We start from the raw sequence: 26,434 nt of genomic DNA on the forward strand, positions 1-26,434 counted from the left end.
GAGGATACAATGAGTGAAATAACTATGGTCGTGAATGGCACGACACGTCGCGGCAGTGTTGAGGGCCGTACGTTGTTGGTTGATTTTTTGCGGGATGGATTGGGTTTGACTGGGACGCATGTTGGTTGTGACACGTCTCAGTGCGGAGCCTGTGTTGTGCATGTTGATGGTGTTGCAGTTAAGGCGTGCACGATTTTGGCGGCCGAGGCGGATGGTGCCGAGGTCTCGACGATCGAGGGTCAGGCGGCGCCTGACGGGACGCTGAACGCGATCCAGCAGGCGTTTCAGGATCATCACGGTCTTCAGTGCGGGTTTTGCACGCCGGGCATGGTGATGTCTGCGGCGGCCCTTCTGAAAGAGAACCCCCAGCCGACCGAGGGCGAGATCCGCGATTACCTTGAGGGCAATATCTGCCGCTGCACCGGGTATCACAACATCGTCAAGGCGATCATGGCGGCGTCCGGTCAGGACGTTGGCGCCGTGGCGGCCGAATAAGACATTTCAGGGAGGAAATGACATGCCCAAGGACATGCCCAGAGAAGGTGGCATCGGCGACAGCACGAAACGCCGCGAGGATATCCGCTTCTTGACCGGAGCGGGCAATTACACCGACGACATCAATATCAACGGCCAGACGCATGCGTATTTTTTGCGCTCGGAAGTGGCGCATGGCAAGATCAACAGCATCGACACGGCCGCGGCTGAGGCGATGGAGGGCGTGGTGAAGATCTTCACCTCGGCTGACTTTGAGGCGGCGGGCGGCATTCCGTGCGGCTGGCAGGTGACGGACCGGCATGGCGAGCCCATGCAGGAACCCAAGCACCCGATCCTGGCCGAGGGCAAGGTGCGCCACGTGGGCGATCCGATTGCTGTGGTGGTGGCCGAAACGCTGGAACAGGCGCGCGATGCGGCCGAGGCGATCGAGCTGGACATCGAAGAGCTGGAACCGGTCCTGAACATGAAGGATGCGCTGAAGGACGGCGCCACCAAGGTGCATGACGATCTGACGTCAAACCTCTGTTATGACTGGGGTTTTGTCGAAGAGAACCGCGAGGCCGTGGACGAGGCGATCAAGAACGCGCATCACGTCACCACGCTGGAGCTGGTCAATAACCGCCTGGTCCCCAACCCGATGGAGCCGCGCGTGGCGGTGGGCGATTATTCCCGCGCGAACGACGAATACACGCTCTATACCACCAGCCAGAACCCGCATGTGATCCGGCTGCTGATGGGGGCCTTTGTGCTGTCCATTCCGGAACATAAGCTGCGCGTCGTGGCCCCGGATGTGGGCGGCGGCTTTGGGTCCAAGATCTATCACTATGCCGAAGAGGCCTTTGTGACCCATGCCTCGAAGGTGATCAACCGTCCGGTCAAATGGACCTGCAGCCGGTCCGAGGCCTTCATCTCGGACGCTCATGGGCGCGATCACGTGACCAAGATCGAACTGGCGATGGACAAGGATTACAAGTTCACCGCCGTGCGCACCGACACCTATGCCAATATGGGCGCCTATCTGTCGACCTTTGCGCCCTCGATCCCGACCTGGCTGCATGGCACGCTGATGGCGGGGAATTACACCACGCCGCTGATCTATGTGAACGTGAAGGCGGTGTTTACCAACACGGTGCCGGTGGATGCCTATCGCGGCGCGGGCCGCCCCGAGGCGACCTTCCAGCTGGAGCGTGTGGTGGACAAGGCCGCGCGCGAGATCGGGATGGACCCGGCCGAGCTGCGGCGTCTGAACTTCATCAAGCCCGAGCAGTTCCCCTATGACACGCCCGTGGCGGTGACCTATGACACCGGCAACTACCACGCGACGCTGGATAAGGCGCTGGAGATGACCGACTATGCGAACTTTGAGGCGCGGGCGGCGGAAAGCAAAGCGCGCGGCAAGCTGCGCGGCTATGGCCTGGCGCACTTCATCGAGGCTTGCGGCATCGCGCCGTCGAACCTTGTGGGTCAGCTGGGCGCGCGTGCGGGCCTGTATGAATCTGCCACCGTGCGGGTGAATGCGACCGGATCCATCAGCGTCTTTACCGGCTCTCACAGCCACGGTCAGGGGCACGAGACGACCTTTGCGCAGGTCGTGTCGGAAATGATCGGCATTGATGTCAGCCAGATCGACATCGTGCATGGCGATACCTCCAAAACGCCGATGGGCATGGGTACTTACGGGTCCCGGTCCATCGCGGTGGGCGGCAGCGCCATGGTCCGCGCGACCGAGAAGATCATCAACAAGGCCAAGACCATCGCGGCCCACCTGCTGGAGGCCTCGGAGGCGGATATCGAGCTGAAGGATGGCCAGTTCAGCGTGGCGGGCACCGATAAATCCGTGGCCTGGGGCGATGTGACCCTGGCCGCTTACGTGCCGCATAACTACCCGCTGGAGAACCTGGAGCCGGGGCTGGAGGAGACGGCATTTTACGATCCGTCGAACTTCACCTATCCCTCGGGTGCCTATGTCTGCGAGGTCGAGGTGGACCCCGATACCGGCAAGGTTGAGATCCTGGGCTTCACCGCGGCGGATGACTTTGGCAACGTGATCAATCCGATGATCGTGGCCGGACAAGTCCATGGCGGTGTTGCGCAAGGTATCGGCCAGGCCATGCTGGAGAACACCGTCTACGATGAAAACGGCCAGCTTCTGACCGGGTCCTTCATGGATTACGCCATGCCGCGCGCGTCGGATGTGCCGTTCTATGACGTGGATCATTCCTGCCAGACGCCCTGCACGCACAACCCGCTTGGTGTGAAAGGCTGCGGCGAGGCGGGGGCTATCGGCAGCCCGCCTGCGGTGGTCAACGCGGTGATCGATGCGCTGCAGCGCGGTGGTTACAACGTGGATCATATCGACATGCCTGTCAGCCCCGCGCGGGTCTGGGAAGCGATGCAGCAGGGCTGAGGCTCTTTTCCCCGGCGGCGTGGCGCGTGCCGCGCGGCCGGGACATGAGTATTTATGGAACAAAGAAGCGGAATGGGGCGCGGCCCCTGACGTTTTGGGAGGAGAAAAGAGATGTATAACTTCGACTTCGTGAAGCCTGCGTCGGTGGGCGAGGCCGTGGAGGCCCTGAAATCAGAGGATGCCCAGCCCCTGGGCGGCGGTCAGACCCTGCTGCCAACGATGAAGCAGCGCTTGGCGATGCCCACGTCCCTGGTCAGCCTGTCGGGCATTGCCGAGATGCAGGGGGTGACGTCCGCGGGCGGCACCCTGACCGTGGGCGGCGCGACCACCCATGCCGCCGTGGCTGCGGGTGCGGGGGATTACCCTGCGCTGGCGGCGCTGGCGGGCGGGATCGGCGATCCGGCGGTGCGCAATCGCGGCACCATCGGTGGCTCGGTCGCCAATAATGACCCGGCGGCGTGTTATCCTTCGGCGGTGCTGGCCTCGGGGGCGACGGTTGTGACATCCGCGCGCGAGATCGCGGCGGATGATTATTTTGACGGCATGTTCGGCACCGCGCTGGAGGAGGGCGAGATCATCACCGCCGTCCGCTTCCCGATCCCGCAGGCGGCCAGCTATCAGAAGTTCGAGCAACCCGCCTCGCGCTTTGCGCTGTGCGGCGTCTTCGTGGCCAAATATGCTGGCGGCGTGCGCGTGGCCGTGACCGGGGCCGGCAATGACGGCGTGTTCCGCTGGTCCGAGGCCGAAGAAGCGCTGTCGGCCAACTTCAGCCCCGCTGCGATTGAAGGCCTGTCGTTGCCAGCCGATGACATGATCACCGACATGCACGGCACCGGCGCCTACCGCGCCCACATCGCAAAGGTTCTCACCAAACGCGCCGTCGAGGCCTGCTGAGACAACAACCAAACATAAACCCCAAAACAAAAGGCCCCCAAAGTCAGGGGGCCTTTTTTGATGTGAAACGTGGTGAAATGGCCGTGAACATTCAGGCTGTCAAAACCGACAGCAAACGGCGGAAGCGTCCGCGTCCAGATGACATGGCAGAGCGCAACTCCGGGGTTGGTATCCGTTAATGCCCGGCCCGGCTACTGCCGCTTCAGAAAAGGGCGGTTCAGACCTTTTCTGCGCGGCGGGCGGCGATGATCAGGGGGACGCAGCGGGTGGCGTCATCGTGGATCGAGACGCAGTCAAGGCATTGGAAACACTCGGAATACTGGATGTCGCCCTTGGGGGTGATCGCCTGGTACTGGCATTTGACCCGGCACAGCTGGCAGGGCGAGCCGCATTCGGACCGGCGGGCGATCCAGTCCCGGCCTCGGATCAGACCTCCGATCGCCATAACGGCGCCCAGAGGGCAGACATAGCGGCAGAAGCCCTTGAACAGAACCGTGGCTGACAACAGCCAGAACGCGGCATAGGCGACATAGTACCATTCGCGGACAAAATAGGTGGTGATGGCGGTTTTGAAGGGCTCAACCTCGGCCGCCTTGTCGATCTGGTCGGGGACCAGGAAGGTGACGCCGATCAGTCCGGCCAGCACGACGTACTTCACCTTTTTCAGGGCACCGTCCCAGCGTTTGGACAAACGGATCTGCGGAAGGCGCAGCAGACGGCCCAGATGGTGGGCGAATTCCTGCAAGGCACCGAACGGGCACAGCCAGCCACAAAACAGCCCGCGCCCCCAGAGGACAAAGCCCACGATCGCCGCCGCCCAAACGGCCAGCGAGAACGGATCATACAGCAGGAAGGCAAAGCTGCCGCCCTCGAGCGCGGTGCGCAGGGTGCCCAGGACGGTGACGATGGACAGCTGCCCCTGACCCCACCAGCCCACAAAGCCCAGAACAATCGCCAGCGTGGCCAGACGCACGGGTGTCAGCACACGGCGGCCTGCCATCTGGCTTTGACGCAGCAGCAGCGCGGCAAGCATCCCGACCAGAAGCACGCCAAGCACGATCATGTCGGTTTGGCGGCTGCGCAGAGCCTCAAGCCACGGGGGTGCGGGTTTGGGCACGTGCGGACGGGCATAAAACCTTTCGGGCGCCTGATGGGGAATGGTGATGGTTTGCGTGCCGATCTGTGGCTGAAAGATCCCATGCGCGCGGGTGGCGCTGAGGTGCAATTCCCACTTCGAGGCAGGATCAAAGCCCAGACGCCTGTCGGTACGGAGGATCAGCGCGGTGCCGTCGGGCGCGTCGGGCACAAGATCAATCAACAGGTCTGAATCTCGCAAGGCCACTGGCAGCCCGTTTTGCGACGCACTAAGCAGATCGGGCGCGGTGTTGCGGACGAAATCGGCGCTGACAAGGCCATGCCGGGCGGTTTCGATCACAAGGATTGGCTCGTCATCGGGGGAGATGGTCAGGAACTGCTCAAGCTCGGCCAGACCTGCGGGGGTCAGAACCGCGCGCGCCACGGAACGCGGGCCGATATCTACAACCCACAGATCCAGATAGGCCTCGTCCGGGTAATCGCGGGCCTCGGGGTCGTCATCTTCCCACAGGGTTCCGGCAAAAAGCGCGTCCAATTCGGCATTGGTGACGCGCTTGTGGGTGACGATGCCCTGGGCGACCAGATCGTCCCAGCTTAGGTCTTCATCCACGGTTGGATCGGGATGGGCAGGCGGCCCCGAGGCCAGCCCCTGCATCTTTTCACGCGCCACGGCCAGTGCAGCGCCCAGAATGGATTCATGCGCGATCCGGACGCTGGCCGTGGCCTTGGTCACCCCGTCCAGATAGACCAAAGAGCCGCCGCTGCCTGCATCACCGTAGGGCGTGCCAACTACGATGGACGAGGCGATGGACAGCCCGCGGTATTGTTCCAGAAACTTGTGAAACGGCGCGTCCCCAAGACCCGAGACGAAGATCGGCTCGTTATGCTCGATCATCCGCACATCCAGGATAGTGCCTTCAAGGTCCAGCACGACCAGCATGTTGATCGTTGCACCTGAAAAGCCGGGCAGAGGGGCAAGTGGTGCGGTTTCAAAGACATAGCCCGCCTCGGCCCCGCCTGAATTCAGCAGGCTGTAGACGCCCTTATCGTTCAGAGGCTCGCCCAGGGAAAAGGGCGGCATGATCATCTCGGCCAAGGCCTGTGGGGACAGCGGCTCGGCCCCGCTTGGGCGGGAGGCGAACAGCATCAGGATGCCTACGAATAGGGTCAGTATCAAAGCGCGCATGGGCCGAGGCTAGGAACAGGTCCGTCGCGGGGATATTCGACATTGGTCGGATAGGGGCCAAGGCACACGTCAAGGGGTTTGGGGTCTTACGACCATTGTATAGTTTCGGCGGTAGGGCGCGCGAACTAGTCTGACAGGGCAATAAACCCGCCAGCGGAGGAGAATCGAATGGCCTGGACAACACCCAAGATCAAAGAAGTGAACTGCGGCATGGAAATCAACATGTACGCCCCGTCCGAGGATGAAGGCGGCCGCGGCCACGAGCCCGACCTGTTCTAAGACACCAACCGGAAAGCGGAGCCTGTCATGAAGTTCTTGGTATTGGGCGCCGCTGCCGGCGGAGGGTTGCCGCAATGGAATTGCGGCTGCCCGAACTGTAATGACGCCAGGGCCGGGCGCATCCCGGCCTCAGGGCAATCATCTCTGGCGGTTTCCGTGGACGGGCAAACGTGGGCTGTGCTGAACGCGTCGCCCGATATCCGCCAGCAGATGCAGGCCAGCCCTCGGATGCATCCGCGTTCCTTGCGCGATACACCCGTGGGTTCGGTCCTGCTGACCAACGGAGACATCGACCACATTGCGGGCCTGCTAAGCCTGCGCGAACAGACGCCGTTCACGGTGTTCGCCACGGGCGAGATTCACAAGGTTTTGGCGGACAACGCCATATTCGACGCGGTGAACCGGGATGTAGTGCCGCGCGAAACCATCGCCTTGGATCAACCGTTCCAGATCCTGCCGGGGCTGACCGCCACCCTGTTCGCTGTACCTGGCAAAGTGCCCCTGTTCATGGAAGGCAAAGAGGTCCAGACTGATCTTGAAGGCGAGCAGACCGTCGGCGTCCGCCTGCAGGACGGCACGAAAACCGCTTACTACATCCCCGGCTGCGCCACAGTGACAGAAAAGCTATTGGGCCAGATCGCGGATGCAGATCAGCTGTTCTTTGACGGTACGCTTTGGGACGATGACGAGATGATCCGCACCGGCACCGGCGTCAAAACCGGCCGCCGCATGGGCCATATACCGATCAGCGGGCCTGACGGGTCAATCGCGCGACTGGAGGGGCTGAAGGCCGCTAAGACCTTCATCCACATCAACAATACCAATCCGATCTGGCAACCGGACAGCCCTCAGCGGGCCTTTGTCACCGGGAACGGCTGGCAGATCGCGGCAGACGGACAGGAGACCGAAGTATGAGCCGCGATAGCCTGGAAAAACGCCTGCGCGCCATTGGCGCCGAGCGTTACCACGACAAACATCCGTTCCACCACCGCCTGCATGGCGGTGAATGCACCCCGGACGAGGTCCGCGCCTGGGTGATCAACCGCTGGGCTTACCAGGCGGCGATCCCGATGAAGGACGCGGCGTTCATGTCCCGTGTCTATGATCCGTCGGTCCGCCGCGAATGGCGCTCGCGGATCGAGGATCATGATGGTGGCATCACCGAAGGCGGCGGCATCCGTCGCTGGTTGAAACTGGCCGAGGCCGTGGGGCTGGACCCTGACTATGTGGCCTCGGGGCGCGGGGTGCTGCCAGCGACGCAATTCGCCGTGGATGCCTATATTCGCTATGTCCGGGATATGCCGCTGTTGCAGGCGGTCGCGTCGTCCCTCACGGAATTGTTCGCGCCGAAAATCCACGAACGCCGGATCGAAGGCCTGCTGGAACATTACGACTTTGCCAACACCGAATCCCTGTCCTATTTCCGCAAACGCCTGACCGAGGCCCCCAAGGACGTAGCCTATGGTCTCGACTGGGTGCTGACCCATGCCGACACCCCTGAAAAAGAGGACATGGCCTGCGAGGCGCTGATCTTCAAAACCGACGTGCTTTGGGCGCAGCTGGATGCGCTGTGGGGGGCTTACGTCGAACCCGGCCGCATTCCGCCGGGCGCCTGGCAACCCGGAGAGGGAATGCTATGAGCCTGAAGATCGCGCCACACGAACGCCCCTATCTGCCGCGCGGTGTGCGGTTGGCACGGGACCGTGTGCGCGATCAGACGGTCTTGCTGGCCCCGGAAAAAGCCGTGGCGCTGGACATGATCGGCGAGGCGATCCTGAGCCGCGTCAACGGGGCGGACACGCTGGACGAGATCGTCAATGACCTGGCCGCCACGTTTCAGGCCCCACGTGAACAGATCGCGGGTGACGTGCAGCAGTTCCTGCAAGCCCTGCGCGCGCGGGTTTTCCTAAGGGTGCACCCATGACAACACCGCCGCCCATCGCCATGCTGGCCGAGCTGACGCATCGCTGCCCGCTTGCCTGCCCTTATTGCTCCAATCCCACGGAACTGCTGACAAAAGACTCCGAACTGGACACCGAAACCTGGGCCGATGCCTTCCGTCAGGCGGCGGATATGGGTGTGCTTCAACTGCATTTGTCGGGTGGCGAACCTGCCTCGCGTCCTGATTTGGTGGATCTCACGCAGGCCGCGCATCAGGCCGGGCTTTATACCAACCTGATCACCAGCGGCATCGGTCTGACCCCGAAACGGCTGGACGCGCTCGAGGCCGCCGGGCTGGACCACGTACAGCTGTCCATGCAGGGCACGACGGCTGATCTGGCCGATTGGATTGGCGGCTACAAGGGCGGGTTTGACCGCAAGCTGAAGGTCGCCGAAGAGCTGAAACAACGCGGCATTCCCCTTACGCTGAACGCTGTGATGCATCGCCATAACCTGGATGATCTGGACCGCACGATCGAGATGGCCGTTGATCTGGGCGCGCGTCGGCTGGAGGTCGCCTGCGTTCAGTTCCACGGCTGGGCGACGGAAAACCGCGGCATGTTGCTGCCGACCCGCGAACAGACGGAGGCGACGAAACAGAAGGTTGCCGAAGCTGCGGAACGGCTGCAGGGCGTGCTGGCCTTCGACTTTGTCCCGCCCGATTACTATGCCGATTATCCCAAGGCCTGCATGGGCGGTTGGGGCAGCGCGGGGCTGAACATCGCACCCGATGGCAGCGTTCTGCCGTGCCACGCGGCGCAGCTGATCCCGCATCTGGAATTTGACAACGTCGCCGACAAACCTCTGGCCGAAATCTGGTACGACAGCCCGGCTTTCAACGCCTATCGCGGCGATGCCTGGATGCCGGACACCTGCAAATCCTGTGACCGAAAAGAGATCGACTTTGGTGGTTGTCGGTGTCAGGCCCTGATGATTGCCGGGGATGCCAGCGCCGTTGATCCGGTTTGCGGCAAGTCTCCGCATCATGGGCGCGTTCAGGAATTGTTGGAAGCCGCCATGCAGGGCGATCAGACCGAGTTCAACTATCGCCGGATGCCCGCGCGGGGCGCTTAGAACAGCCGGGGCACCCCGTCCGCGCCGTGCACCTTTTCCACCACGCCCGCGCGCAGGGATCGGCCAATACGATGAGCCAGCTCTGACCAGGCTGCGGCCTGATCGGGGCGCAGCTCCAGGCGCAGGGTCAGATCAAACAGACCCAGCCATGGATCAAACATGCCGGGACGGACATTTCCGGCCTTGCGGTGGACGGCCAGCGGATTGCCGTCATAGTCGCGTTCGTTCAGAATCGCGTTGGCCCAAAAGCGGATGATCTTCTCTTCATGGCTGTCCCAATCCGTGACATGCGCGGCAAAGACCGGCCCCAGCCCCGGATGCTGGCGCACCAAGGCATAGAACGCATGCACAACGCGGGCGATCTCGTCCCGCGTGATGTCGAATTTGGCAAGGTTTGCGGTCAATTCTGTCTCCATCCAGGCTGCCCCAAGTGCTTAGGGCCCACGATGCCAGCCTACCAGATGCCAAAGCGCCGCGCATTCCCCTATGGACGCCCCAGCGCCACAGGCTTATAACGCGGGCCATGATGCATCTGACCGCGATCATTATTCGAATTAGCAGCCCGGCGCTCTGATACCTTGAGCCGCCGGGACAAGGCGTATGGGATACCGCGCCGCCCCCCAACACCCAGACAGACCAATACCATTCGAAGGACGCCCCCGATGTGCGCCGATACACCTGAGTACAAGCAAACTCTGAACCTGCCGCAAACCGATTTCCCGATGCGCGCGGGTCTGCCCAAACGCGAGCCTAACTGGCTGCAACGCTGGGAGGACATGGATATCTATGGCCGCCTGCGCGACAAGGCCAAGGATGGCAGCCGCCAGCCCTTTACCCTGCATGACGGCCCCCCCTATGCCAACGGCCACCTGCATATCGGCCACGCGCTGAACAAGACGATCAAGGACATGATCGTGCGGTCCCACCAGATGATGGGCTTTGACGCGCGCTATGTCCCCGGTTGGGACTGCCACGGTTTGCCGATCGAATGGAAGATCGAGGAACAGTACCGCGCCAAGGGCAAAGACAAGGACGACGTCGATGTCGTTGAATTCCGTCAGGAATGCCGTGCCTTTGCAGATGAATGGGTCGACATCCAGCGCGAGGAATTCAAACGTCTGGGCATCACCGGCAACTGGGATGATCCCTATCTGACGATGGATTTCCATGCCGAAGCGGTGATCGCGGACGAATTCATGAAGTTCCTGATGAACGGCACGCTGTATCAGGGCTCGAAGCCCGTGATGTGGTCGCCGGTGGAAAAGACCGCGCTGGCCGAGGCCGAAATCGAATACCACGACCACCAGTCGCACACGATCTGGGTGCCGTTTGGTTTCGGCAGTGCTGAACCAACGATGAAAGAAGTGAAGCCCGGCGAAACGATATTGCCTTTGGCTGAAAGTGGCGCCCGCGTGGTCATCTGGACCACGACCCCTTGGACGATCCCCTCGAACAAGGCCGTCGCGTACAATCCGAAGATCGCTTACGGCCTGTATCGCGTGGATGCCACCGAGGAAGAAAGCTGGACCAAACCCGGTGATCTGTATGTGTTCGCCGATGCTCTGGCCGAGGACGCGCTGACTAAATCCCGCGTGACCGAGTTCACCCGTGTTCGCGGCGTGGATGTGGCCGAATTTGAGGGCGCGGTTCTGAACCACCCCTTCGCCGGCCTCGAAGGCGCCGAAGGGTTCTGGGATTACGACGTGCCGATGATCGACGGCGACCATGTCACCGATGATGCGGGCACGGGCTTTGTGCATACCGCACCCAGCCACGGTGCGGACGACTATGAATGCTTCGTCAAGCGCAACTGGATCGACCGCATGACCCACAATGTGGGCGAGGATTCCGAATTCCTGCCCCATGTGCCCTTCTTTGCCGGGCTGCGCGTGTTCAACCACAAGGGCAAGGAAGACAAGGCCAACCCGGCCGTGATTGCCAAGCTGGTCGAGGCCGGTGGAATCATCGCACGTGGCCGGGTGAAACACTCGTATCCGCATAGCTGGCGCTCCAAGGCGCCGGTGATCTTCCGCAACACGCCGCAGTGGTTTGCCGCCATCGATAAACCGGCGGGGGGGGACGATACCTATGGCAAAACGATCCGCGAACGGGCGCTGACCTCGATCGACGAGCTGGTGAAATTCACCCCGCAGACCGGGCGCAACCGCCTGTTCTCGATGATCGAAACGCGCCCCGACTGGGTGCTTTCGCGTCAACGCGCCTGGGGCGTGCCGCTGACTTGTTTCGTCAAGAAGGACACTCTGCCGACGGCGGATGATTTCCTGCTGCGCGATCCGGCTGTGAATGCCCGCATCGTCGAAGCTTTCGACGCCGAAGGGGCCGATTGCTGGTACGCCGACGGCGCCAAGGAACGGTTCCTGGGCAACGACTATAACGCCGACGAGTGGGAACAGGTCTTTGACGTGCTGGACGTGTGGTTCGACAGTGGCTCGACCCATGCCTTCGTGCTGCGCGACCGTGAAGACGGCACCGCAGACGGCATCGCCGATGTCTATATGGAAGGCACCGACCAGCACCGCGGTTGGTTCCATTCGTCCTTGCTGCAAGCTTGCGGCACCAAGGGCCGCGCGCCCTATCGCAACGTGGTCACGCACGGGTTCACCCTGGACGAGAAGGGCAACAAGATGTCCAAATCCTTGGGCAACACCATCGTGCCGGAAAAGGTCGTGCAGCAATACGGTGCCGACATCCTGCGTTTGTGGGTTGCCCAGACGGACTATACCGCTGACCAGCGGATCGGGCCGGAAATCCTGAAAGGGGTCGCCGACAGCTATCGCCGTTTGCGCAACACGATGCGGTTCATGCTGGGCAGCCTGGCGCAGTTCGATGAATCGCAGCGGGTTGACCCTGCGGACATGCCCGAGTTGGAACAATGGGTGCTGCACCGTCTGGCCGAGCTGGATCACAAGGTCCGTTCGGGCTATGCGGCGTTCGATTTTCAGGGCGTGTTCAGCGCGGTGTTCAACTTTGCCACCGTTGATCTTTCGGCCTTCTATTTCGACATCCGCAAGGACGCGCTGTATTGCGATGGTGATACGGACCGTGCCCGCGCGGCCCGTACCGTGCTGGACATCCTGTTCCACCGCCTGACCAGCTGGCTGGCCCCGATTCTGGTTTTCACCATGGAAGAGGTCTGGCTGGAGCGGTTCCCCGGCGATGACAGCTCGATCCACCTGACGGATATCCCTGAAACGCCTGCTGATTGGCTGAACGAGCCTCTGGCCGCGAAATGGGCCGAGGTGCGTCGCGCCCGCCGCGTGGTCACCGCCGCGCTGGAAATCCAGCGGACGGACAAGGTGATCGGTGCCTCGCTTGAGGCCGCGCCGGTTGTGCATATTCGCAACGAAGACATGCTGGAGGCGCTGAAAACGGTGCCTTTCGACGATATCTGCATCACCTCGGGCATGTCGCTGACCGCTGATCCGATCCCGGCCGAAGCCTTCCGTATGCCCGAGATCGAGGGCGTCGGTGTGGTGTTCGAAAAAGCCGAGGGTGACAAATGTCAGCGCTGCTGGAAAATCCTGCCGGATGTGGGCACTCATGGCCACGCAGGCACCTGCAAACGCTGCGACGAGGCCCTGGGCTGAGTTGCCTGATATCTAACGGACGGCCCCGCTGATTGGCGGGGCCGTTTTCGTTTCAGATACGCTCGGGTACGATCTGTTGGACGATCCCGACCAACAGCAGATAAAGCGTGGTCACTACCAGCCCCCAATGCACCCAAACCGGGGACGAGAACTCGGCCCAGGCGGCAAGCCCGGCCAGCAGCGTCCAGGCCAGCGCCACGGGCAGCGACAGTTTGCGCCAACGCTTTGTGCGGATGGGGTGAATGAACCTAAACGGCAGGAACATAGCGACAGCCAGCACGCTGACCAGCCCCAGCATCACCCAGAAATTGGGCTGCAGCGCGAACAGGACCAGGACCACCATATTCCAGCATCCAGGGAACCCGTGAAAGGAATTGTCCTTTGTTTTCATGCGGCTGTCCGCAAAGTACAGCACGCTTGTGAAAGAGATCACGATGATCGCAAACCACCCTGTCCAGCCCGGCAACAGCCCTGATTGGAAAAGCGCGAAGGCGGGGATGAAAACATAGGTCAGGTAGTCGATGATCAGGTCCAGCAGCGCTCCGTCAAAACGGGCGGCATAATGTTTGACATGATATCGGCGGGCCAGCGGACCGTCGATGCCATCCACGGCAAAGGCAACGACCAGCCAAAGGAACATCACGCTCCAGTTTTCCTGGGCGGCGGCCAGCATGGCCAGCATCGCGAACACAGCACCCGTTGCCGTAAGCAGGTGGACGGACAGGGCCTTGGTTTCGTTGGTCAGTGTCATTTGGGCCCCCTAGGCCTTGGGATGCGTGCGTTGATAGACATCCATCAGCCGATCCAGGTCCACCGCAGTATAGGCCTGCGTGGTCGAGAGCGACGCATGCCCCAACAGTTCCTGGATGGCGCGCAAATCTCCGCCCGCGTTCAGCAGGTGGGTAGCAAAGCTGTGGCGCAGCGCATGTGGCGTGGCGCTGGCGGGCAGGCCCAGCTGGCGGCGCGTGGCTTCGGTAACTTTCTGGATCTGCCGAGGGTTCAAGGCCCCCCCGCGCACACCGCGAAACAGGGCAAAATCGGGCTCGGTCGTGTAAGGGCACAGTTCGACATAGCGCGCGACGGCCTGACGGGCGACAGCGACCACGGGGACAATGCGTTCCTTGCCGCCCTTACCAATGATGCGCAGGGTCTCGGCGATGGGAAAATCACGGCCCTGCAGAGCCAGCACCTCGGAAATCCGCAGCCCGCACCCATAAAGCAGCGTCAGTACCGCCGTATCCCGCGCCGCCACCCAGTCCGAGCCGGATTGCAGCTGCACCGTATCAATCATGTCGCGCGCGGCGTCCTCGTCCAGAGGGCGCGGCAGCTTGCGATGGAACTTGGGCGAGCGCGTGGACAGAACGGCGGTTGGGTCGAAACCTTCACGTTCTGAAAGCCAGCGGAAGAACGTCTTTACGGCCGAGAGCTTGCGCGCCAGTGATCGGGGCGCAATCCCCGTGCTGCGGCTGCGGGCCATCCATGCCCGCATGTCCGAGATGGTGACACGTTCCAGCGCCCGCAGCCCCTGCGGTTCGCCCTTATGCTCGGTGATGAAGGACAGAAACTCGGCCACATCGCGGCGATAAGCGTCCAAGGTGTTGTCCGAGGCGCCGTTGAGCGCCTTTTGCCCCTCCAGCCAGTTTTGCAGGGCGTCCCGTGCAGCCGGAGAGATCAGGCTCATGCCAGCCAGCGACGCATGGTGCGTTCGAACACGCCAGCAAAAAAGCCCAAAAGATCAGTGCCTTGTTGTGGGCTGAATTGATGCGGGTCTTCGGAACCCAGAACCAGCATGCCGGGCAGGCGATTGGGGCCGAAATCAAGGGTCATGCAGGCCTCGGAGCGCACGAAACCGGCCTCTTCGCCATAGATTTGCAGATCGCCCTCGTGAACCTGGCGCAGGGTGACTTGCCGTTGCGGTGCGTTGCGCCCGCCAGACAGGTAATCCCGAATATAGCCCGCATGGGCCACGGACAGCACACTGCCCAGGCGCTTCAGAACGGGGTCTTCATCGGTTTGGGCAGTTTCCAGAACCAGCTTGATACAGTCGACGCGCAGCACCTCGGCGACGGGGCCGGCCAGATCTTTCAGAAATGCCTCGAAGCTGGTTGGCTCCAGCATTTGCAGGATGGCACGGTGCACTTGGTTGGTGCCGGCAAGGTTTTCATAGGCGGCGGCGATCACGCTGCGATGGGTGTCCTCCAGCCGGTCCAGCCGGGTTTCCAGACGTTCCATGGCGACACCGCGCAGATCGACGATATTGCTGCCCATCGCGCGTTCATTGGCGGCAACAAGGGCGCGCATCAGGTCCTTGTCGTCCAGTATAACATCTGGTTCTGCGATGATTTTCTCACGCAGGGAGTCGTCGATGACGGGCTTTGTGCTCATGTCTGCCTCTTGGTCTTTGCCGGGACCATAACAAATATGCCCCGGCATTTCCTTAAGTTTTTTCACGCAGGCAGAGGCCCGCCAACAGCGGATCAGAGGATTTTGATATCCGCAGCCTTGATATCAGCCAGGAAGGTCGCCAGGCCCTTGTCGGTCAGCGGGTGGTTGATCAGCGACTTGATGACTGCGGGCGGTGCGGTCATGACGTCGGCGCCGATGCGGGCGCAATCCAGCACGTGGTTCACCGAACGGATCGAGGCGGCCAGCACCTCGGTTTCGAACCCGTAGTTGTCATAGACGGTGCGGATGTCCTCGATCAGCTCCATGCCGTCCATCGCAATATCATCCAGGCGGCCGATGAAGGGGCTAATGAACGTGGCGCCGGCTTTCGCGGCCAGCAGGGCCTGGTTTGCGCTGAAGCATAAGGTGACGTTGACCATTTTGCCTTCGTCGCTCAGTACTTTACAGGCTTTCAGGCCGTCCCAGGTAAGCGGGACTTTCACGGCGATGTTTTCGGCGATATCGGCCAGTTTGCGGCCTTCGGCAATCATCTGGTCTGCTTCGGTGGCGGTCACCTCGGCGGACACCGGGCCGCTGACCAGATCACAGATTTCCTTGGTGACTTCCAGAATGTCACGGCCGGATTTCTTGATCAGCGAAGGGTTGGTGGTCACACCGTCGACCATGCCCAAAGCGTTCAGCTCGGCGATGGCGTCGATCTCGGCGGTATCAACAAAAAATTTCATGTCAGGGGCCTCAGTTCGGTTGGACTTTGCTGAGGTCAGGCTTTACCCCAAAGGGAATGAACCCGAAACCCTTTTCACCGGATGGAACGTGAGCCAGGCGGAATTCTATAGCGAGGGTACGCTGGTCGGCGTTCTGACCACGCAACCGATCGACAGGGTGCTGGACTACAAAGCACCCGAGGGCGGCTGCCTGCCCGGCGCATTCGTCGAGGTGCCTTTGGGCCCGCGCAAGGTGCTGGGTGTGGTCTGGGGGCCCGGCAAGGGGGATTATGACCGGTCCAAGATCCGGTCAATCATGCGGGTGCTGGACGTGGCCCCCATGCGCGAGGAAATGCAGCTGTTCCTGCAACGCGCCGCCGACTACACACTGACGCCCATGTCCGCGATGCTGCGGTTGGCGACACGCGCGCCGGGGCTCAGCGATCCTCCGTCGATGCAAAAGGTGTACCGCGCAGGCGGGCGCGAACCGGACCGGATGACCGACGCCCGCGGCCGGGTGCTGGACGTGCTGGATGAATATGGGGGGTTGGCCTTTACTTTGAAGGAACTGGCCGAACATGCGGGCGTGTCCACGGGCGTTGTGAAGGGGCTTGTCAAACAGGGCGCCGTCTTGGAAGAGGACCGCCCCCGCGATCTGCCCTTTCCACGAATGGACGCAGATCACGCCGGCAAAGAGCTGACGGGCGATCAGGCTGCTGCCGCTGATTCCCTGCGCGCCGCCATTCAGACCGATCAGTATGGCACCACTCTGCTGCGCGGTGTCACCGGATCGGGTAAAACCGAGGTGTACCTGGAGGCCGTCGCCGAATGTCTGCGCCGGGGCCGTCAGGCTTTGGTGCTGCTGCCGGAAATCGCGCTGACCGCTGAGTTCCTGACCCGCGTGCAGGCTCGGTTCGGCACTAAGCCTGCTGAATGGCATTCCGGCGTCACCATGACTGAACGCCGCCGCATCTGGAAAATGGTGGGGCAGGGGGGCGCTCAGGTGGTGATTGGCGCGCGGTCTGCCCTGTTCCTGCCCTATCAGAACCTTGGCCTGATCGTTGTGGATGAGGAACACGATACCTCGTACAAACAAGAAGACGGGGTGATGTATAACGCCCGCGACATGGCCGTGCTGCGCGCCAGTATCTGCGGTGCTCAGGTGGTGCTGGCCTCGGCCACGCCGTCGCTTGAAAGCTGGACCAATGCCGAGGCCGGGAAATACCATAAACTGACCCTGACCAGCCGTTATGGTGCTGCGGTGATGCCCGATATGCGCGCGATTGACATGCGGGGGGAAAAGCTGCCCTCGGATCGCTGGATTTCTGGCTCCTTGCAGCGAGAGGTTCTGGCGCGGGTCGAAAAAGGTGAACAATCCCTGCTTTTCATTAACCGCCGGGGCTATGCGCCGATTACGCTGTGCCGGGCTTGCGGGCATCAAATCGGCTGTGATCATTGCGACGCGCGGATGGTCGAGCACCGGTTCCTGAAACGTCTGGTCTGTCACCAATGCGGCGAAAGCAAACCGATGCCCGAGGTTTGTCCCAGTTGCGAAGTTGAGGGGCGCCTGGCCCCTGTTGGCCCCGGTGTCGAACGCCTTAGCGAAGAGGCGCAGGCGCTATTCCCGGATGCGCGGGTGGTGACGCTCAGCTCGGACATGTTCGGGTCAGCCCGCGCGCTGAAGGCCCAGATTCAGGACATCGCCGAGGGCGCCGCCGACATCATCATCGGCACGCAGCTGGTCGCCAAGGGGCATAACTTTCCGCTGCTGACGCTGGTGGGGGTGATTGACGCCGATCTGGGTCTGCAAGGATCTGACTTACGTGCGGCCGAACGAACGTTCCAGTTGATGCGACAGGTGGCGGGCCGCGCGGGGCGCACAGAACGCAAGGGGCTGGCGCTTTTGCAGACCTATCAGCCCGAACACCCGGTGATCCGTGCGATCATTGCGGGGGACGAGGAAGGGTTCTGGCAGGCCGAGGCGGACGAGCGCCGCCTTGCCCATGTCCCGCCTTTCGGGCGGATGGCGGGGATCATCCTGTCCTCGACCGATGTGCAGGACGTGTTCGATCTGGGTAATGAAATGGCGCGGCGCGACGGTCCGCTCAGGCAGATCGGAGCGCAGGTTTTCGGGCCCGCGCCCGCACCAATTGCGCGTGTCCGTGGCCGTCACCGTGTGCGGCTGCTGATCAAGGCCGACAAGGGCGCGCCTTTGCAAGGCGCGATTGCCCGTTGGCTGACCCAGTTCAAGCCGTCAAACCAGACCCGGATCAGCGTCGATATCGACCCGCAAAGCTTCTACTGACGCTATTCCGCGGCTGAGCGGCGCAGCGCCGGTTGATCCAGCAACAGGTCGGTGGCCATCGCGCCGATCCACATGCAGAACAGCGCCAGCCATGCCGTCCCTGCAAAGACCGACCCACCGGTGACGCCCGCCCCGATGGCGCAGCCGCCAGCCAGCATTGCGCCGAACCCCATCAGCACGGCCCCTGTCATGGATCGGCGCATCATGGATTCGTCGGAAAAGCCCTGGAACTTGAACTCGCCCTTCAAAAAGGATGACACGAACGAGCCGATCACCACGCCGGGCACCAGCCCGACCGAGAATTGCAGAACCTCGTTCCGATCCAGAAAGAACATCAACGTATGAGCGGACGGCCCCGAGAAGGTGACGCTTTCGACGGTGACCGGGTCAAAGGCGATCTGTGACAGCGCATAGGTGCTGACCCAGCCCACTGCCACTGCAAAGCCCACGCCCGCGCCAAAGAACAGGCGGCTGACGGTGATCTGGTTGCGCCACGACAGAACCAGCGCCAATACGGCGAACAAAAGCCCAATGGCCAGCCCGCCCCACTCGGGCAGGCCGATAAAGGCGATCAGGTCCAGGTTACGTCCGCCCGTCGTGACCCACATCGAAGCGATGGAGTTGCGAAACTCCGACAGGATGCCGGACAGGCTCATTTGCGCAACCACAGCAAAGATCAGCCCCGACACGACCGAGCGCAGGTTTCCCGTGGCCGCCAGCACCAGCAGACGCCCCGAGCAGCCGCGCGCCAGCACCATGCCGACGCCGAACAACAGGCCTCCGATGATGGCGCCGGACCAGCTGCCGGGAATGGCCATCTGGCGGGCGTCAGCAGCGTTGAACAGGCCCAGCAGCTGCGCGGCCTGCACCCAGACGATCGCGGTGGAAATGGTCAGGAACCACACCGCCACCTTGTCGCCCAACTGACCGCGGGCAAATTCCACCGTGGCCGCGCGCAGGCAAAATCGCGAGCGTTGGGCCGAGATACCAAAGATGATACCGGTGATGACCCCCAGAAGGGCAGCGGTGGGGGCTTCTCCGATTTTTTCAACGATGGCCAGAATGTCCATGGGCGCGGTCCTCTTTGAATTTCGGGGGGTGGTGACATGAACATATTCAGATTTCATTGATTCAGATCATGCTGCGCACGATCCCGCCGATGTTTGCGCACACATGCACAGTGACGGTTCGTCACATACTCTCGCCAAACCGGAATTAGAGGCGTAAGGGGAATGCATGTTACGCGTGATCCCTCTTGATCAGGCCCGCGAGATGCCGCTTTGGCGCCGCCCTGTGGCCCTGTTGTTCCTGATGGCTGCGGCCATGCCCGTGGCCTTTGCCACATGGTCGGCCCTGCTGAACAACTTCGTAATCGAGGTCGCAAGTTTTGATGGCGCGGACATCGGCTGGCTGCATACGGTCCGCGAGATTCCCGGATTTTTCGCCATCGGCGTGATCGCCCTGATCATGTTCATCCGCGAGCAGGTATTGGGCGTCGTGGCGCTGATCCTGCTGGGGGTGGCAACGGCCGTAACCGCGTGGTTCCCTTCGCTGGGCGGGATTTTGACGATCACCATGCTCAGCTCGATCGGCTTTCATTACTATGAGACTGTAAACCAGTCGCTGCAGCTGCAATGGCTGCCCAAGGACAGGGCGCCGCAGACGCTGGGGTGGTTGATGGCGGCAGGCTCGGCTGCGACGCTTGTGGCCTATGTGCTGATTGTGCTTAGCTGGGAAAGCCTGGGCCTGACCTATAACCTGGTCTACATGCTGGCCGGGGGTGTCACGGCCGCGATTGCCCTGTTCTGTCTGCTGGCTTATCCGCAATTCGAGGCGCCAAACCCGCAAAAAAAGAAGTTCATCCTGCGCCAACGGTATTGGCTGTACTATGCGATGCAGTTCATGGCCGGTGCCCGCCGTCAGATTTTCGTGGTTTTCGCGGGCTTCATGATGGTTGAACGCTTCGGGTTTGACGTGCACGAGGTCACGGGCCTGTATCTGATCAACCTGGTGGCCAACATGGTTCTGGCCCCCGTTTTCGGAAAGGTTGTCGCGCGGTGGGGCGAACGGCGCGCGCTGGTGTTCGAATATGCCGGTCTGGTCACTGTGTTTGGCCTGTATGGCGGCATCTACTGGTTTGGGTGGGGGGTCGTTCTGGCCTCGGTCCTGTATGTTCTGGATCACATGTTCTTTGCGCTGGCCCTGGCGCTGAAAACCTATTTCCAGAAAATCGCTGATCCGGGCGATATCGCGCCAACGGCGGCCGTCGCCTTTACCATCAATCATATCGCGGCGGTGTTCCTGCCCGCGCTGCTGGGATATTTGTGGCTGGTCTCTCCGGGGGCGGTGTTTGGGCTGGCGGCGGCCATGGCGGCGGTGTCGCTGGGGCTGGCCCTGCTTATCCCACGACATCCCGAACCGGGATACGAGACGATCTTTGCCCGCGGTCTGCCCGCGGCAGCGGAATAGGACCCCATGACTGGACAGGCGAAATTCACCAGTGGCTCGACCATGCGCCACGTCGTCGTCATGACGCTGTCGGGGTCTTTGGGCCTTAGCTTCATGTTCCTTGTGGATTTTCTGGCGCTGTTTTGGGTCAGCCAGTTGAAGGACGAGGCCCTTGTTGCCGCCATTGGTTTTGCCGGGACCATCCAGTTTTTCGTGATCTCGATATCTATCGGCATGATGATCGCCGCTGTTGCGCTGGTCAGCCGAGCCTTGGGGCAGGGGCGCAAACGCCGGGCCCGCAGGATCGCGACCACGGCCATGATTTACGGCGTCTCGGCGCAGGTTGTAATCTCGGTCATCGTGTTTTTCTTCCGCTTTCCGCTGCTGCAGCTGTCGGGTGCCGAGGGCGAGGTGCTTGAGGCCGGGGCCTCGTTCCTGGCAATCTCGCTGCCCTCGTTGCCGTTGATTGCGGCGGGGATGATGGCAGGGGCGATCCTGCGCTCGGTTGGGGACGCACTGCGCTCGATGTTGGTGACGACCTCGGCCGGGGTGTTTGCCATGGGGCTGGACCCGCTTTTCATCCTGTATTTCGGCTGGGGCATAGAAGGCGCGGCCGCCGCGATCGTGCTGTCCCGCGCGGCCATGGCAGTGTTCGGCTTTTACTGGCTGTTGAAAACCCACGACATCCTGGCCAAGCCCTCGCGGCCTGACCTGAGGCTGTATCTGGGCGCTTTTGCAGCCATCGCCATTCCGGGGATCGCCACGCAAATCTCGACACCGTTCGGCAACTGGATTCTCGTTCGCGCCATGGCCGAGCAAGGCGACAGTGCCGTGGCAGGTCTGGGTGTGGTGATGCGCCTGACCATTCTGTCTTTTGGCGGCATCTTCGCGCTGTCAGGCGCGATCGGGGGCATTATCGGGCAGAACGCTGGAGCAGGCCTGAAAGATCGCGTGGCGCGTGCCTATGTCGACGCTCTGAAATTCTGCGCGCTTTATACAGTCATCATCTGGGTGGCGCTGGGCCTGTGTGCCGATTTAGTTGCGGACCTTTTTGGCCTAAGCGGCGAGGGCGCGGCCGTTGTGCGCACATTCTCGTATTACGCGGCGGGGACTTTTGTCTTTACCGGGGCGCTGTTCGTGGCCAATGCGGCCTTCAATAACCTGGGCAAGCCGTTCTGGGCGACCACGGTGAACTGGAGTCGGGACGGGCTGCTGATGGCCCCCCTGGCCTTTGTTCTGGGCGGCATGATGGGGGCCGCCGGAGTGATCCTGGCACAGGCGCTGGCCAATTCCATCGTGGGTATCGGCGCGGGTATTTGGGGCTGGCGCTATGTCCGGTCAGGTCGCGGGATCGGGGCCCCTAGACGGCGCACGGCACCCTGATTGCTTGACCCGGCGGGTTTTGGCGCTTAGGCGCAATGCAGCAGCCTTTGACCGGAGAGCCCAATGCCAACTTTCACCGCCCTGACCACCCTGATGGGAAAAGACCCTGCCCAGGCGCTTGGCCTGGCGATGGAGGAACTGATGCCTGAACCCACCGGCATCGGTGTGTTCGAGATCGAGGATGACTCGGGTCTGTGGGAGGTCGGCGGCTACTTCACCGAAGAACCGGATCAGGCCGGGCTGGCCCTGCTGGCGGCTGCCTATGGGGCCAAGCCCTTTACCGTGTCCGAACTGCCCGAAACCGATTGGGTCGCCAAGGTAAAGCGCGAACTGACGCCGGTGACAGCCGGCCGCTTCTTTGTTTATGGCAGCCACGACGCTGACAAGATCCCCGAGGGGTCTGAGGCGCTGTTGATCGAGGCCGCGATGGCCTTTGGCACCGGCCACCACGGCACCACGCAGGGCTGCCTGCGGGCGCTGGACCGGCTGGCCAATGACGGTGTGGTCTGTGAGAACGTGATCGACGTGGGCTGTGGCACCGCTGTTCTGGCCATGGCGGCTGCGCGTATCTGGCCGAATCCGGCGCTGGCTAGCGACATTGATCAGGTCGCGGTGGACGTGGCCGAGGCAAACGTGCGCGTCAATGATATGGAAGGCCGTGTTCTCTGTCTTGAGGCTGCGGGCTTTGAAAACCCTGTGATCAAGGACAAGGCGCCGTTTGATCTGGTCTTTGCCAACATCCTTATGGCGCCGCTGATCGATCTTGCTCCGGACATGAACCGGTACATGGCCAAGGGTGGCTTTGCGATTCTCTCGGGGATTCTGAACGAACAAGCTGACGCAGTGGTCGATGTTTATGCACAAAATGGCATCAATCTTATTCATCGTGAGGAGATTGGTGAATGGACGACGCTAACGCTGCGCAAATGAAGTCATTTCAAGGCTGAATTGCAGCAGGATTGAGGCCTTGGCCACATTCTTGCCACAATTCAAGGCTACAAAAAGAGCATGTTCTGGTGGGGGCCAGTACAGGAGGCTGCAATGGCCGACAGCTTTAATGAATTCGATGATCGGCTTGCCCGGATCAGCCATAATCGCAATCAAATGAAGCGCGGCTATGCTCTGACAGTGGACCGAGACGGTCTGATTGTTGCTCGTCCCAGATCCCGCCGCTCGGGTTTCCCGTTTAAAATGTTTATGATGTTCGTGGTCGGGTTCGTGGGCTTCAAGATTCTGTTGGTCGCCTTCCTGGGGCTCAGCACTTATGAAAATCGCGTTGCCAATCTGCAAAACGGCACTGCGGTCGAACAAGTTGGCGCGTGGTTTATGCAAGTTGATCCGGTAACGATTGAGCTGGCCGCCACGCTGCGCCCATACATCAGGTAACGTACTCTCAAGTCTCTCACGTCCCTGAATGCAAACAGCCGCCCGTGATCATGGGGCGGCTGTTTACGTTGTTGCAGGGTCGGCAGGGTTATCTGGCATGATTACCCGCGCGCGATCCGGTTGATATCCGAGCGCGACAGACCGATGTCATCCAGTTCGCGATCCGTCAGCTTCGACAGGGCGATCCGGGTGGCGCGGCGCGAATTCCAAGTTTGCACTGCGTCGAAGACCGCGTTGATCGCGCGGGACAGGACATCGGCGATTGCGGTGGCCAGGACGCCACCATTTGCATTGGTGTAGTAGACCATTTCTGGCTCCTATTTCTGGGTTGGTTTAGGGGAAGTGATGTTCCATGCCGCACATAAGCTGCAAAAATAAACGGCACAAGCAGGAGAGTTTGCATAGTTCCTATGCGGTTTGTGCATGGCCTTTGGGGGTGCCAGCGGGGCTGCGAGCCTCACCCAGACGCAATCGGCTTGGCGTTTGTTCTCGTTTCGTGCTAATGCAGTTAAAAACCAAAACAGAGCAGGGAACAGGACAATGCGGGTATTGGGAATCGACCCTGGCCTTCGCAACATGGGCTGGGGCGTGATCGAAGCTGACGGCAGCCGCCTGACCCATATTGCCAACGGGATTTGCCATTCTGTCGGGACCGAGTTGCCCGAACGGCTGCTGTCGCTGCATGAGCAGCTGACCGACGTGTTCAACCGTTTTGCCCCCGATACGGCCGCGGTCGAACAGACCTTCGTGAACAAGGACGCTGTGGGCACCCTGAAGCTGGGCCAGGCCCGCGGGATCGCCTTGCTGGTGCCCGCGCAAGCCGGAATTCCAATCGGTGAATACGCGCCCAACAAGGTCAAGAAAACCGTGGTGGGTGTCGGGCATGCGGCCAAGGTTCAGGTGGACCACATGGTGCGGATGCAGCTGCCAGGGGTCGAGATCAACGGCCCGGATGCGGCGGATGCTCTGGCTATTGCGATCTGTCACGCTCATTATGCCCGCGCGCCCGGTATGGCGCTGAAAGCGAAGGGAACCGCAGCATGATCGGAAAACTCACCGGCCGGATCGAATACCGAACCGACGATCACGTGCTGATCGACGTGCGCGGTGTGGGCTACATCGTATATTGCTCGGACCGGACGTTGGCCGCGTTACCGGGCAATGGCGAAGTTGCCTCGGTCTATACCGAGATGTTGGTGCGCGAAGACCTGATGCAGTTGTTCGGTTTCACGACCCTGCTTGAGAAAGAGTGGCACCGGCTGCTGATCTCGGTTCAGGGGATCGGGGCCAAGGCGTCGATGGCGATTTTGGGGACTCTGGGGGCCGAAGGCGTCGGCCGTGCGATCACCCTGGGTGATATTGCCGCGATCAAAGCGGCCAAGGGAATCGGTCCGAAAACCGCGCAACGTGTGGTGCACGAGCTGAAGGATAAGGCACCGGGTGTGATGGCCCTTGGTGGAACGCTGGCGCAGGCCACGGGCGAGGCGCCGGTTGCGGTGATCGACCCCGAACCTGAACCCACCCCTGCAAGGCCCGCTTCGAAACCTGCCCCGCAGCCCAGCTCGGCCGCGTCGCAATCGGATGCTTTGTCGGCGCTGTCGAACCTGGGCTATGGCCCCTCCGAGGCCGCAACCGCCGTGGCCCAGGCCGCGCAGGACGACCCCGAGGCCGATACCGCGGCGCTGATCCGCGCCGCGCTGAAACACCTGGCGCCGAAAGGGTAACCCATGACCACCCCCGATCCTGCCCTGCGCGCTGACCCGCTGCCCGAGGATAACGACCGCGCCCTGCGCCCGCAGGAACTTGACGCCTTCATCGGTCAGGCCGAGGCGCGCGCGAACCTGAAGGTGTTCATCCAGTCCGCCCGTCAGCGCGGCGAGGCGATGGATCACACGCTGTTTCACGGCCCCCCCGGTCTGGGCAAAACCACGCTGGCGCAGATCATGGCGCGCGAGCTGGGGGTGAATTTCCGCATGACCTCGGGGCCGGTGCTGGCCAAGGCAGGCGATCTGGCGGCGATCCTGACCAATCTGGAAGCGCGCGATGTGTTGTTCATCGACGAAATTCACCGCCTGAACCCGGCGGTCGAAGAGGTGCTGTACCCCGCGCTGGAAGATTATGAGCTGGACCTGGTGATTGGTGAGGGTCCGGCTGCGCGGACTGTGCGGATCGAATTGCAGCCCTTTACTCTGGTCGGCGCGACCACGCGTCTGGGCCTGCTGACGACGCCTCTGCGCGACCGTTTCGGCATACCCACGCGGTTGCAATTCTACACAGTGGACGAACTGAACGAGATCGTCACGCGCAACGCCCGCCTGTTGGGGGCACCTGCGGATGGGGATGGCGCGCGCGAGATCGCCAAACGCTCGCGCGGGACTCCGCGGATCGCGGGCCGTTTGTTGCGCCGTGTCGTGGATTTCGCGGTTGTCGAAGGCAATGGCCGCGTTACCCAACAGATCGCCGATCACGCGCTGACCCGTCTGGGCGTGGACCATCTTGGGCTGGATGGCGCGGACAGACGGTATTTGCGCCTGATCGCCGAAAACTATGCGGGCGGCCCCGTTGGGATCGAAACCATGAGCGCGGCTCTGTCAGAAAGCCGTGATGCGCTGGAAGAGGTGATCGAGCCCTTCTTGTTGCAGCAGGGTCTGATCCAGCGCACGCCGCGCGGGCGGATGCTGGCGCAGAAGGGATGGACCCATCTGGGTTTGGCCGCGCCCAAGGCTCCGGGACAGGCCGATATGTTCGGCTGATTTTCTGGTTCCGGGCGGTGGCGAAACCCTCTGAATTTCGGTATTGGGGCGCTAATTCAGAAGATGCGGG

At 61.8% G+C, this 26,434-nt stretch carries 25 protein-coding genes; 17 read left to right on the forward strand and 8 right to left on the reverse strand.

The features are described 5' to 3' along the window. The first annotated feature begins 9 nt into the window (after positions 1 to 9). The 3 genes from ACOQOQ_RS08565 (at position 10) to ACOQOQ_RS08575 (ending at position 3,796) form a co-directional block, all read left to right on the forward strand. The gene (locus tag ACOQOQ_RS08565) at positions 10 to 495 is read left to right on the forward strand and encodes a (2Fe-2S)-binding protein (protein WP_420566573.1); all 486 of its coding nucleotides are present in this window, start codon (positions 10 to 12) and stop codon (positions 493 to 495) included. 34 nt (positions 496 to 529) lie between these two features. After that, complete coding sequence (locus ACOQOQ_RS08570) at positions 530 to 2,902, forward strand: xanthine dehydrogenase family protein molybdopterin-binding subunit (protein ID WP_420569750.1); 2,373 nt, start codon at positions 530 to 532, stop codon at positions 2,900 to 2,902. Between the two features lie 111 nt (positions 2,903 to 3,013). Then, positions 3,014 to 3,796, forward strand: coding sequence for an FAD binding domain-containing protein (locus ACOQOQ_RS08575; protein WP_420566574.1), 783 nt, complete (start codon positions 3,014 to 3,016; stop codon positions 3,794 to 3,796). A gap of 217 nt (positions 3,797 to 4,013) precedes the next feature. Here the strand turns inward: ACOQOQ_RS08575 and ACOQOQ_RS08580 are convergent, their stop codons facing one another. After that, positions 4,014 to 6,038, reverse strand: coding sequence for a 4Fe-4S binding protein (locus ACOQOQ_RS08580; RefSeq protein ID WP_420566575.1), 2,025 nt, complete (start codon positions 6,036 to 6,038; stop codon positions 4,014 to 4,016). Between the two features lie 207 nt (positions 6,039 to 6,245). On the opposite strand from ACOQOQ_RS08580, the gene pqqA reads away from it, so the two are divergent. The 5 genes from pqqA to pqqE are packed head-to-tail and all read left to right on the forward strand — an operon-like array spanning position 6,246 to position 9,371. Then, a complete protein-coding gene (pqqA, locus tag ACOQOQ_RS08585) occupies positions 6,246 to 6,356 on the forward strand; it encodes a pyrroloquinoline quinone precursor peptide PqqA (protein WP_420566576.1) in 111 nt (36 codons plus the stop codon). A gap of 27 nt (positions 6,357 to 6,383) precedes the next feature. After that, a complete protein-coding gene (gene pqqB / locus ACOQOQ_RS08590; protein ID WP_420566577.1) occupies positions 6,384 to 7,271 on the forward strand; it encodes a pyrroloquinoline quinone biosynthesis protein PqqB in 888 nt (295 codons plus the stop codon). Next, positions 7,268 to 7,996 carry a pyrroloquinoline-quinone synthase PqqC gene (pqqC, locus tag ACOQOQ_RS08595; protein WP_420566578.1) on the forward strand — a complete coding sequence of 243 codons (729 nt, stop codon included), beginning with the start codon at positions 7,268 to 7,270 and terminating at the stop codon, positions 7,994 to 7,996. Before pqqB ends, pqqC begins: the two co-directional genes overlap by 4 nt. Beyond that, a complete protein-coding gene (gene pqqD, locus ACOQOQ_RS08600) occupies positions 7,993 to 8,280 on the forward strand; it encodes a pyrroloquinoline quinone biosynthesis peptide chaperone PqqD (RefSeq protein WP_420566579.1) in 288 nt (95 codons plus the stop codon). The genes pqqC and pqqD overlap by 4 nt, the downstream gene beginning before the upstream one ends. Then, a complete protein-coding gene (gene pqqE, locus ACOQOQ_RS08605; protein ID WP_420566580.1) occupies positions 8,277 to 9,371 on the forward strand; it encodes a pyrroloquinoline quinone biosynthesis protein PqqE in 1,095 nt (364 codons plus the stop codon). Before pqqD ends, pqqE begins: the two co-directional genes overlap by 4 nt. On the opposite strand, the gene ACOQOQ_RS08610 is transcribed toward pqqE, so the two are convergent. After that, complete coding sequence (locus ACOQOQ_RS08610) at positions 9,368 to 9,775, reverse strand: group III truncated hemoglobin (RefSeq protein ID WP_420566581.1); 408 nt, start codon at positions 9,773 to 9,775, stop codon at positions 9,368 to 9,370. The genes pqqE and ACOQOQ_RS08610 overlap by 4 nt on opposite strands. Before the next feature lie 258 nt (positions 9,776 to 10,033). On the opposite strand from ACOQOQ_RS08610, the gene ileS reads away from it, so the two are divergent. Further along, positions 10,034 to 12,979 carry an isoleucine--tRNA ligase gene (gene ileS / locus ACOQOQ_RS08615; RefSeq protein WP_420566582.1) on the forward strand — a complete coding sequence of 982 codons (2,946 nt, stop codon included), beginning with the start codon at positions 10,034 to 10,036 and terminating at the stop codon, positions 12,977 to 12,979. Positions 12,980 to 13,031: 52 nt separating this feature from the next. Here ileS and ACOQOQ_RS08620 read toward each other — a convergent pair whose 3' ends face one another. The 4 genes from ACOQOQ_RS08620 to fsa form a co-directional block, all read right to left on the reverse strand. Beyond that, the gene (locus ACOQOQ_RS08620; RefSeq protein ID WP_420566583.1) at positions 13,032 to 13,730 is read right to left on the reverse strand and encodes a CDP-alcohol phosphatidyltransferase family protein; all 699 of its coding nucleotides are present in this window, start codon (positions 13,728 to 13,730) and stop codon (positions 13,032 to 13,034) included. 9 nt (positions 13,731 to 13,739) lie between these two features. Continuing rightward, complete coding sequence (locus ACOQOQ_RS08625) at positions 13,740 to 14,660, reverse strand: tyrosine recombinase XerC (RefSeq protein WP_420566584.1); 921 nt, start codon at positions 14,658 to 14,660, stop codon at positions 13,740 to 13,742. Further along, positions 14,657 to 15,364, reverse strand: coding sequence for a DUF484 family protein (locus ACOQOQ_RS08630; RefSeq protein WP_420566585.1), 708 nt, complete (start codon positions 15,362 to 15,364; stop codon positions 14,657 to 14,659). Before ACOQOQ_RS08630 ends, ACOQOQ_RS08625 begins: the two co-directional genes overlap by 4 nt. Positions 15,365 to 15,456: 92 nt before the next feature. Next, positions 15,457 to 16,110 carry a fructose-6-phosphate aldolase gene (gene fsa, locus ACOQOQ_RS08635; RefSeq protein ID WP_420566586.1) on the reverse strand — a complete coding sequence of 218 codons (654 nt, stop codon included), beginning with the start codon at positions 16,108 to 16,110 and terminating at the stop codon, positions 15,457 to 15,459. An 88-nt stretch (positions 16,111 to 16,198) separates the two neighbouring features. Between fsa and ACOQOQ_RS08640 the strand changes: the two genes are divergently transcribed. Continuing rightward, positions 16,199 to 18,394 carry a primosomal protein N' gene (locus tag ACOQOQ_RS08640; RefSeq protein ID WP_420566587.1) on the forward strand — a complete coding sequence of 732 codons (2,196 nt, stop codon included), beginning with the start codon at positions 16,199 to 16,201 and terminating at the stop codon, positions 18,392 to 18,394. 2 nt (positions 18,395 to 18,396) lie between these two features. Here the strand turns inward: ACOQOQ_RS08640 and ACOQOQ_RS08645 are convergent, their stop codons facing one another. Continuing rightward, entirely contained in the window at positions 18,397 to 19,464 is a 1,068-nt protein-coding gene (locus ACOQOQ_RS08645) for a YeeE/YedE family protein (RefSeq protein ID WP_420566588.1), read from the reverse strand. Between the two features lie 166 nt (positions 19,465 to 19,630). Here ACOQOQ_RS08645 and ACOQOQ_RS08650 point away from each other — a divergent pair, with 166 nt between their 5' ends. The 4 genes from ACOQOQ_RS08650 (at position 19,631) to ACOQOQ_RS08665 (ending at position 23,611) form a co-directional block, all read left to right on the forward strand. Next, positions 19,631 to 20,863 (forward strand): MFS transporter, encoded by a 1,233-nt coding sequence (locus ACOQOQ_RS08650; RefSeq protein ID WP_420566589.1) that lies wholly within the window; start codon positions 19,631 to 19,633, stop codon positions 20,861 to 20,863. A 6-nt stretch (positions 20,864 to 20,869) separates the two neighbouring features. Then, on the forward strand, positions 20,870 to 22,225 hold the full coding sequence (locus ACOQOQ_RS08655; protein WP_420566590.1) for an MATE family efflux transporter: 1,356 nt from the start codon (positions 20,870 to 20,872) through the stop codon (positions 22,223 to 22,225). Positions 22,226 to 22,288: 63 nt separating this feature from the next. Further along, the gene (locus ACOQOQ_RS08660; protein WP_420566591.1) at positions 22,289 to 23,155 is read left to right on the forward strand and encodes a 50S ribosomal protein L11 methyltransferase; all 867 of its coding nucleotides are present in this window, start codon (positions 22,289 to 22,291) and stop codon (positions 23,153 to 23,155) included. A gap of 111 nt (positions 23,156 to 23,266) precedes the next feature. Next, complete coding sequence (locus tag ACOQOQ_RS08665; protein WP_420566592.1) at positions 23,267 to 23,611, forward strand: hypothetical protein; 345 nt, start codon at positions 23,267 to 23,269, stop codon at positions 23,609 to 23,611. A 101-nt stretch (positions 23,612 to 23,712) separates the two neighbouring features. Here ACOQOQ_RS08665 and ACOQOQ_RS08670 read toward each other — a convergent pair whose 3' ends face one another. Then, a complete protein-coding gene (locus ACOQOQ_RS08670) occupies positions 23,713 to 23,919 on the reverse strand; it encodes a DUF1127 domain-containing protein (protein WP_420566593.1) in 207 nt (68 codons plus the stop codon). A gap of 232 nt (positions 23,920 to 24,151) precedes the next feature. Here ACOQOQ_RS08670 and ruvC point away from each other — a divergent pair, with 232 nt between their 5' ends. From ruvC to ruvB, 3 genes are read left to right on the forward strand one after another with little or no spacing between them, the layout of a single operon-like run. After that, positions 24,152 to 24,655, forward strand: a complete 504-nt coding sequence (ruvC, locus tag ACOQOQ_RS08675) for a crossover junction endodeoxyribonuclease RuvC (RefSeq protein ID WP_420566594.1) — start codon at positions 24,152 to 24,154, stop codon at positions 24,653 to 24,655. Continuing rightward, a complete protein-coding gene (gene ruvA / locus ACOQOQ_RS08680) occupies positions 24,652 to 25,335 on the forward strand; it encodes a Holliday junction branch migration protein RuvA (RefSeq protein WP_420566595.1) in 684 nt (227 codons plus the stop codon). The genes ruvC and ruvA overlap by 4 nt, the downstream gene beginning before the upstream one ends. Positions 25,336 to 25,338: 3 nt before the next feature. Beyond that, a complete protein-coding gene (gene ruvB, locus ACOQOQ_RS08685) occupies positions 25,339 to 26,364 on the forward strand; it encodes a Holliday junction branch migration DNA helicase RuvB (RefSeq protein WP_420566596.1) in 1,026 nt (341 codons plus the stop codon). The last annotated feature ends 70 nt before the right edge of the window (positions 26,365 to 26,434 follow it).

This window comes from Thalassovita sp. (assembly GCF_965218685.1).
In the GTDB taxonomy this organism is placed as follows: domain Bacteria; phylum Pseudomonadota; class Alphaproteobacteria; order Rhodobacterales; family Rhodobacteraceae; genus Thalassobius.

Coding starts and splice junctions, on each gene's coding strand:
- pqqB (WP_420566577.1), top strand. CDS start 6,384: ATGAAGTTCTTGGTATTGGGCGCCGCTGCCGGCGGAGGGTTGCCGCAA.
- ACOQOQ_RS08645 (WP_420566588.1), bottom strand. CDS start 19,464: ATGGACATTCTGGCCATCGTTGAAAAAATCGGAGAAGCCCCCACCGCT.
- ACOQOQ_RS08630 (WP_420566585.1), bottom strand. CDS start 15,364: ATGAGCACAAAGCCCGTCATCGACGACTCCCTGCGTGAGAAAATCATC.
- pqqE (WP_420566580.1), top strand. CDS start 8,277: ATGACAACACCGCCGCCCATCGCCATGCTGGCCGAGCTGACGCATCGC.
- ACOQOQ_RS08660 (WP_420566591.1), top strand. CDS start 22,289: ATGCCAACTTTCACCGCCCTGACCACCCTGATGGGAAAAGACCCTGCC.
- ACOQOQ_RS08620 (WP_420566583.1), bottom strand. CDS start 13,730: ATGACACTGACCAACGAAACCAAGGCCCTGTCCGTCCACCTGCTTACG.
- pqqD (WP_420566579.1), top strand. CDS start 7,993: ATGAGCCTGAAGATCGCGCCACACGAACGCCCCTATCTGCCGCGCGGT.
- ACOQOQ_RS08565 (WP_420566573.1), top strand. CDS start 10: ATGAGTGAAATAACTATGGTCGTGAATGGCACGACACGTCGCGGCAGT.
- ACOQOQ_RS08580 (WP_420566575.1), bottom strand. CDS start 6,038: ATGCTGTTCGCCTCCCGCCCAAGCGGGGCCGAGCCGCTGTCCCCACAG.
- ACOQOQ_RS08650 (WP_420566589.1), top strand. CDS start 19,631: ATGTTACGCGTGATCCCTCTTGATCAGGCCCGCGAGATGCCGCTTTGG.
- ruvC (WP_420566594.1), top strand. CDS start 24,152: ATGCGGGTATTGGGAATCGACCCTGGCCTTCGCAACATGGGCTGGGGC.
- ruvB (WP_420566596.1), top strand. CDS start 25,339: ATGACCACCCCCGATCCTGCCCTGCGCGCTGACCCGCTGCCCGAGGAT.
- ruvA (WP_420566595.1), top strand. CDS start 24,652: ATGATCGGAAAACTCACCGGCCGGATCGAATACCGAACCGACGATCAC.
- ACOQOQ_RS08570 (WP_420569750.1), top strand. CDS start 530: ATGCCCAGAGAAGGTGGCATCGGCGACAGCACGAAACGCCGCGAGGAT.
- ACOQOQ_RS08670 (WP_420566593.1), bottom strand. CDS start 23,919: ATGGTCTACTACACCAATGCAAATGGTGGCGTCCTGGCCACCGCAATC.
- ileS (WP_420566582.1), top strand. CDS start 10,034: ATGTGCGCCGATACACCTGAGTACAAGCAAACTCTGAACCTGCCGCAA.
- pqqA (WP_420566576.1), top strand. CDS start 6,246: ATGGCCTGGACAACACCCAAGATCAAAGAAGTGAACTGCGGCATGGAA.
- ACOQOQ_RS08665 (WP_420566592.1), top strand. CDS start 23,267: ATGGCCGACAGCTTTAATGAATTCGATGATCGGCTTGCCCGGATCAGC.
- pqqC (WP_420566578.1), top strand. CDS start 7,268: ATGAGCCGCGATAGCCTGGAAAAACGCCTGCGCGCCATTGGCGCCGAG.
- ACOQOQ_RS08575 (WP_420566574.1), top strand. CDS start 3,014: ATGTATAACTTCGACTTCGTGAAGCCTGCGTCGGTGGGCGAGGCCGTG.
- fsa (WP_420566586.1), bottom strand. CDS start 16,110: ATGAAATTTTTTGTTGATACCGCCGAGATCGACGCCATCGCCGAGCTG.
- ACOQOQ_RS08625 (WP_420566584.1), bottom strand. CDS start 14,660: ATGAGCCTGATCTCTCCGGCTGCACGGGACGCCCTGCAAAACTGGCTG.
- ACOQOQ_RS08655 (WP_420566590.1), top strand. CDS start 20,870: ATGACTGGACAGGCGAAATTCACCAGTGGCTCGACCATGCGCCACGTC.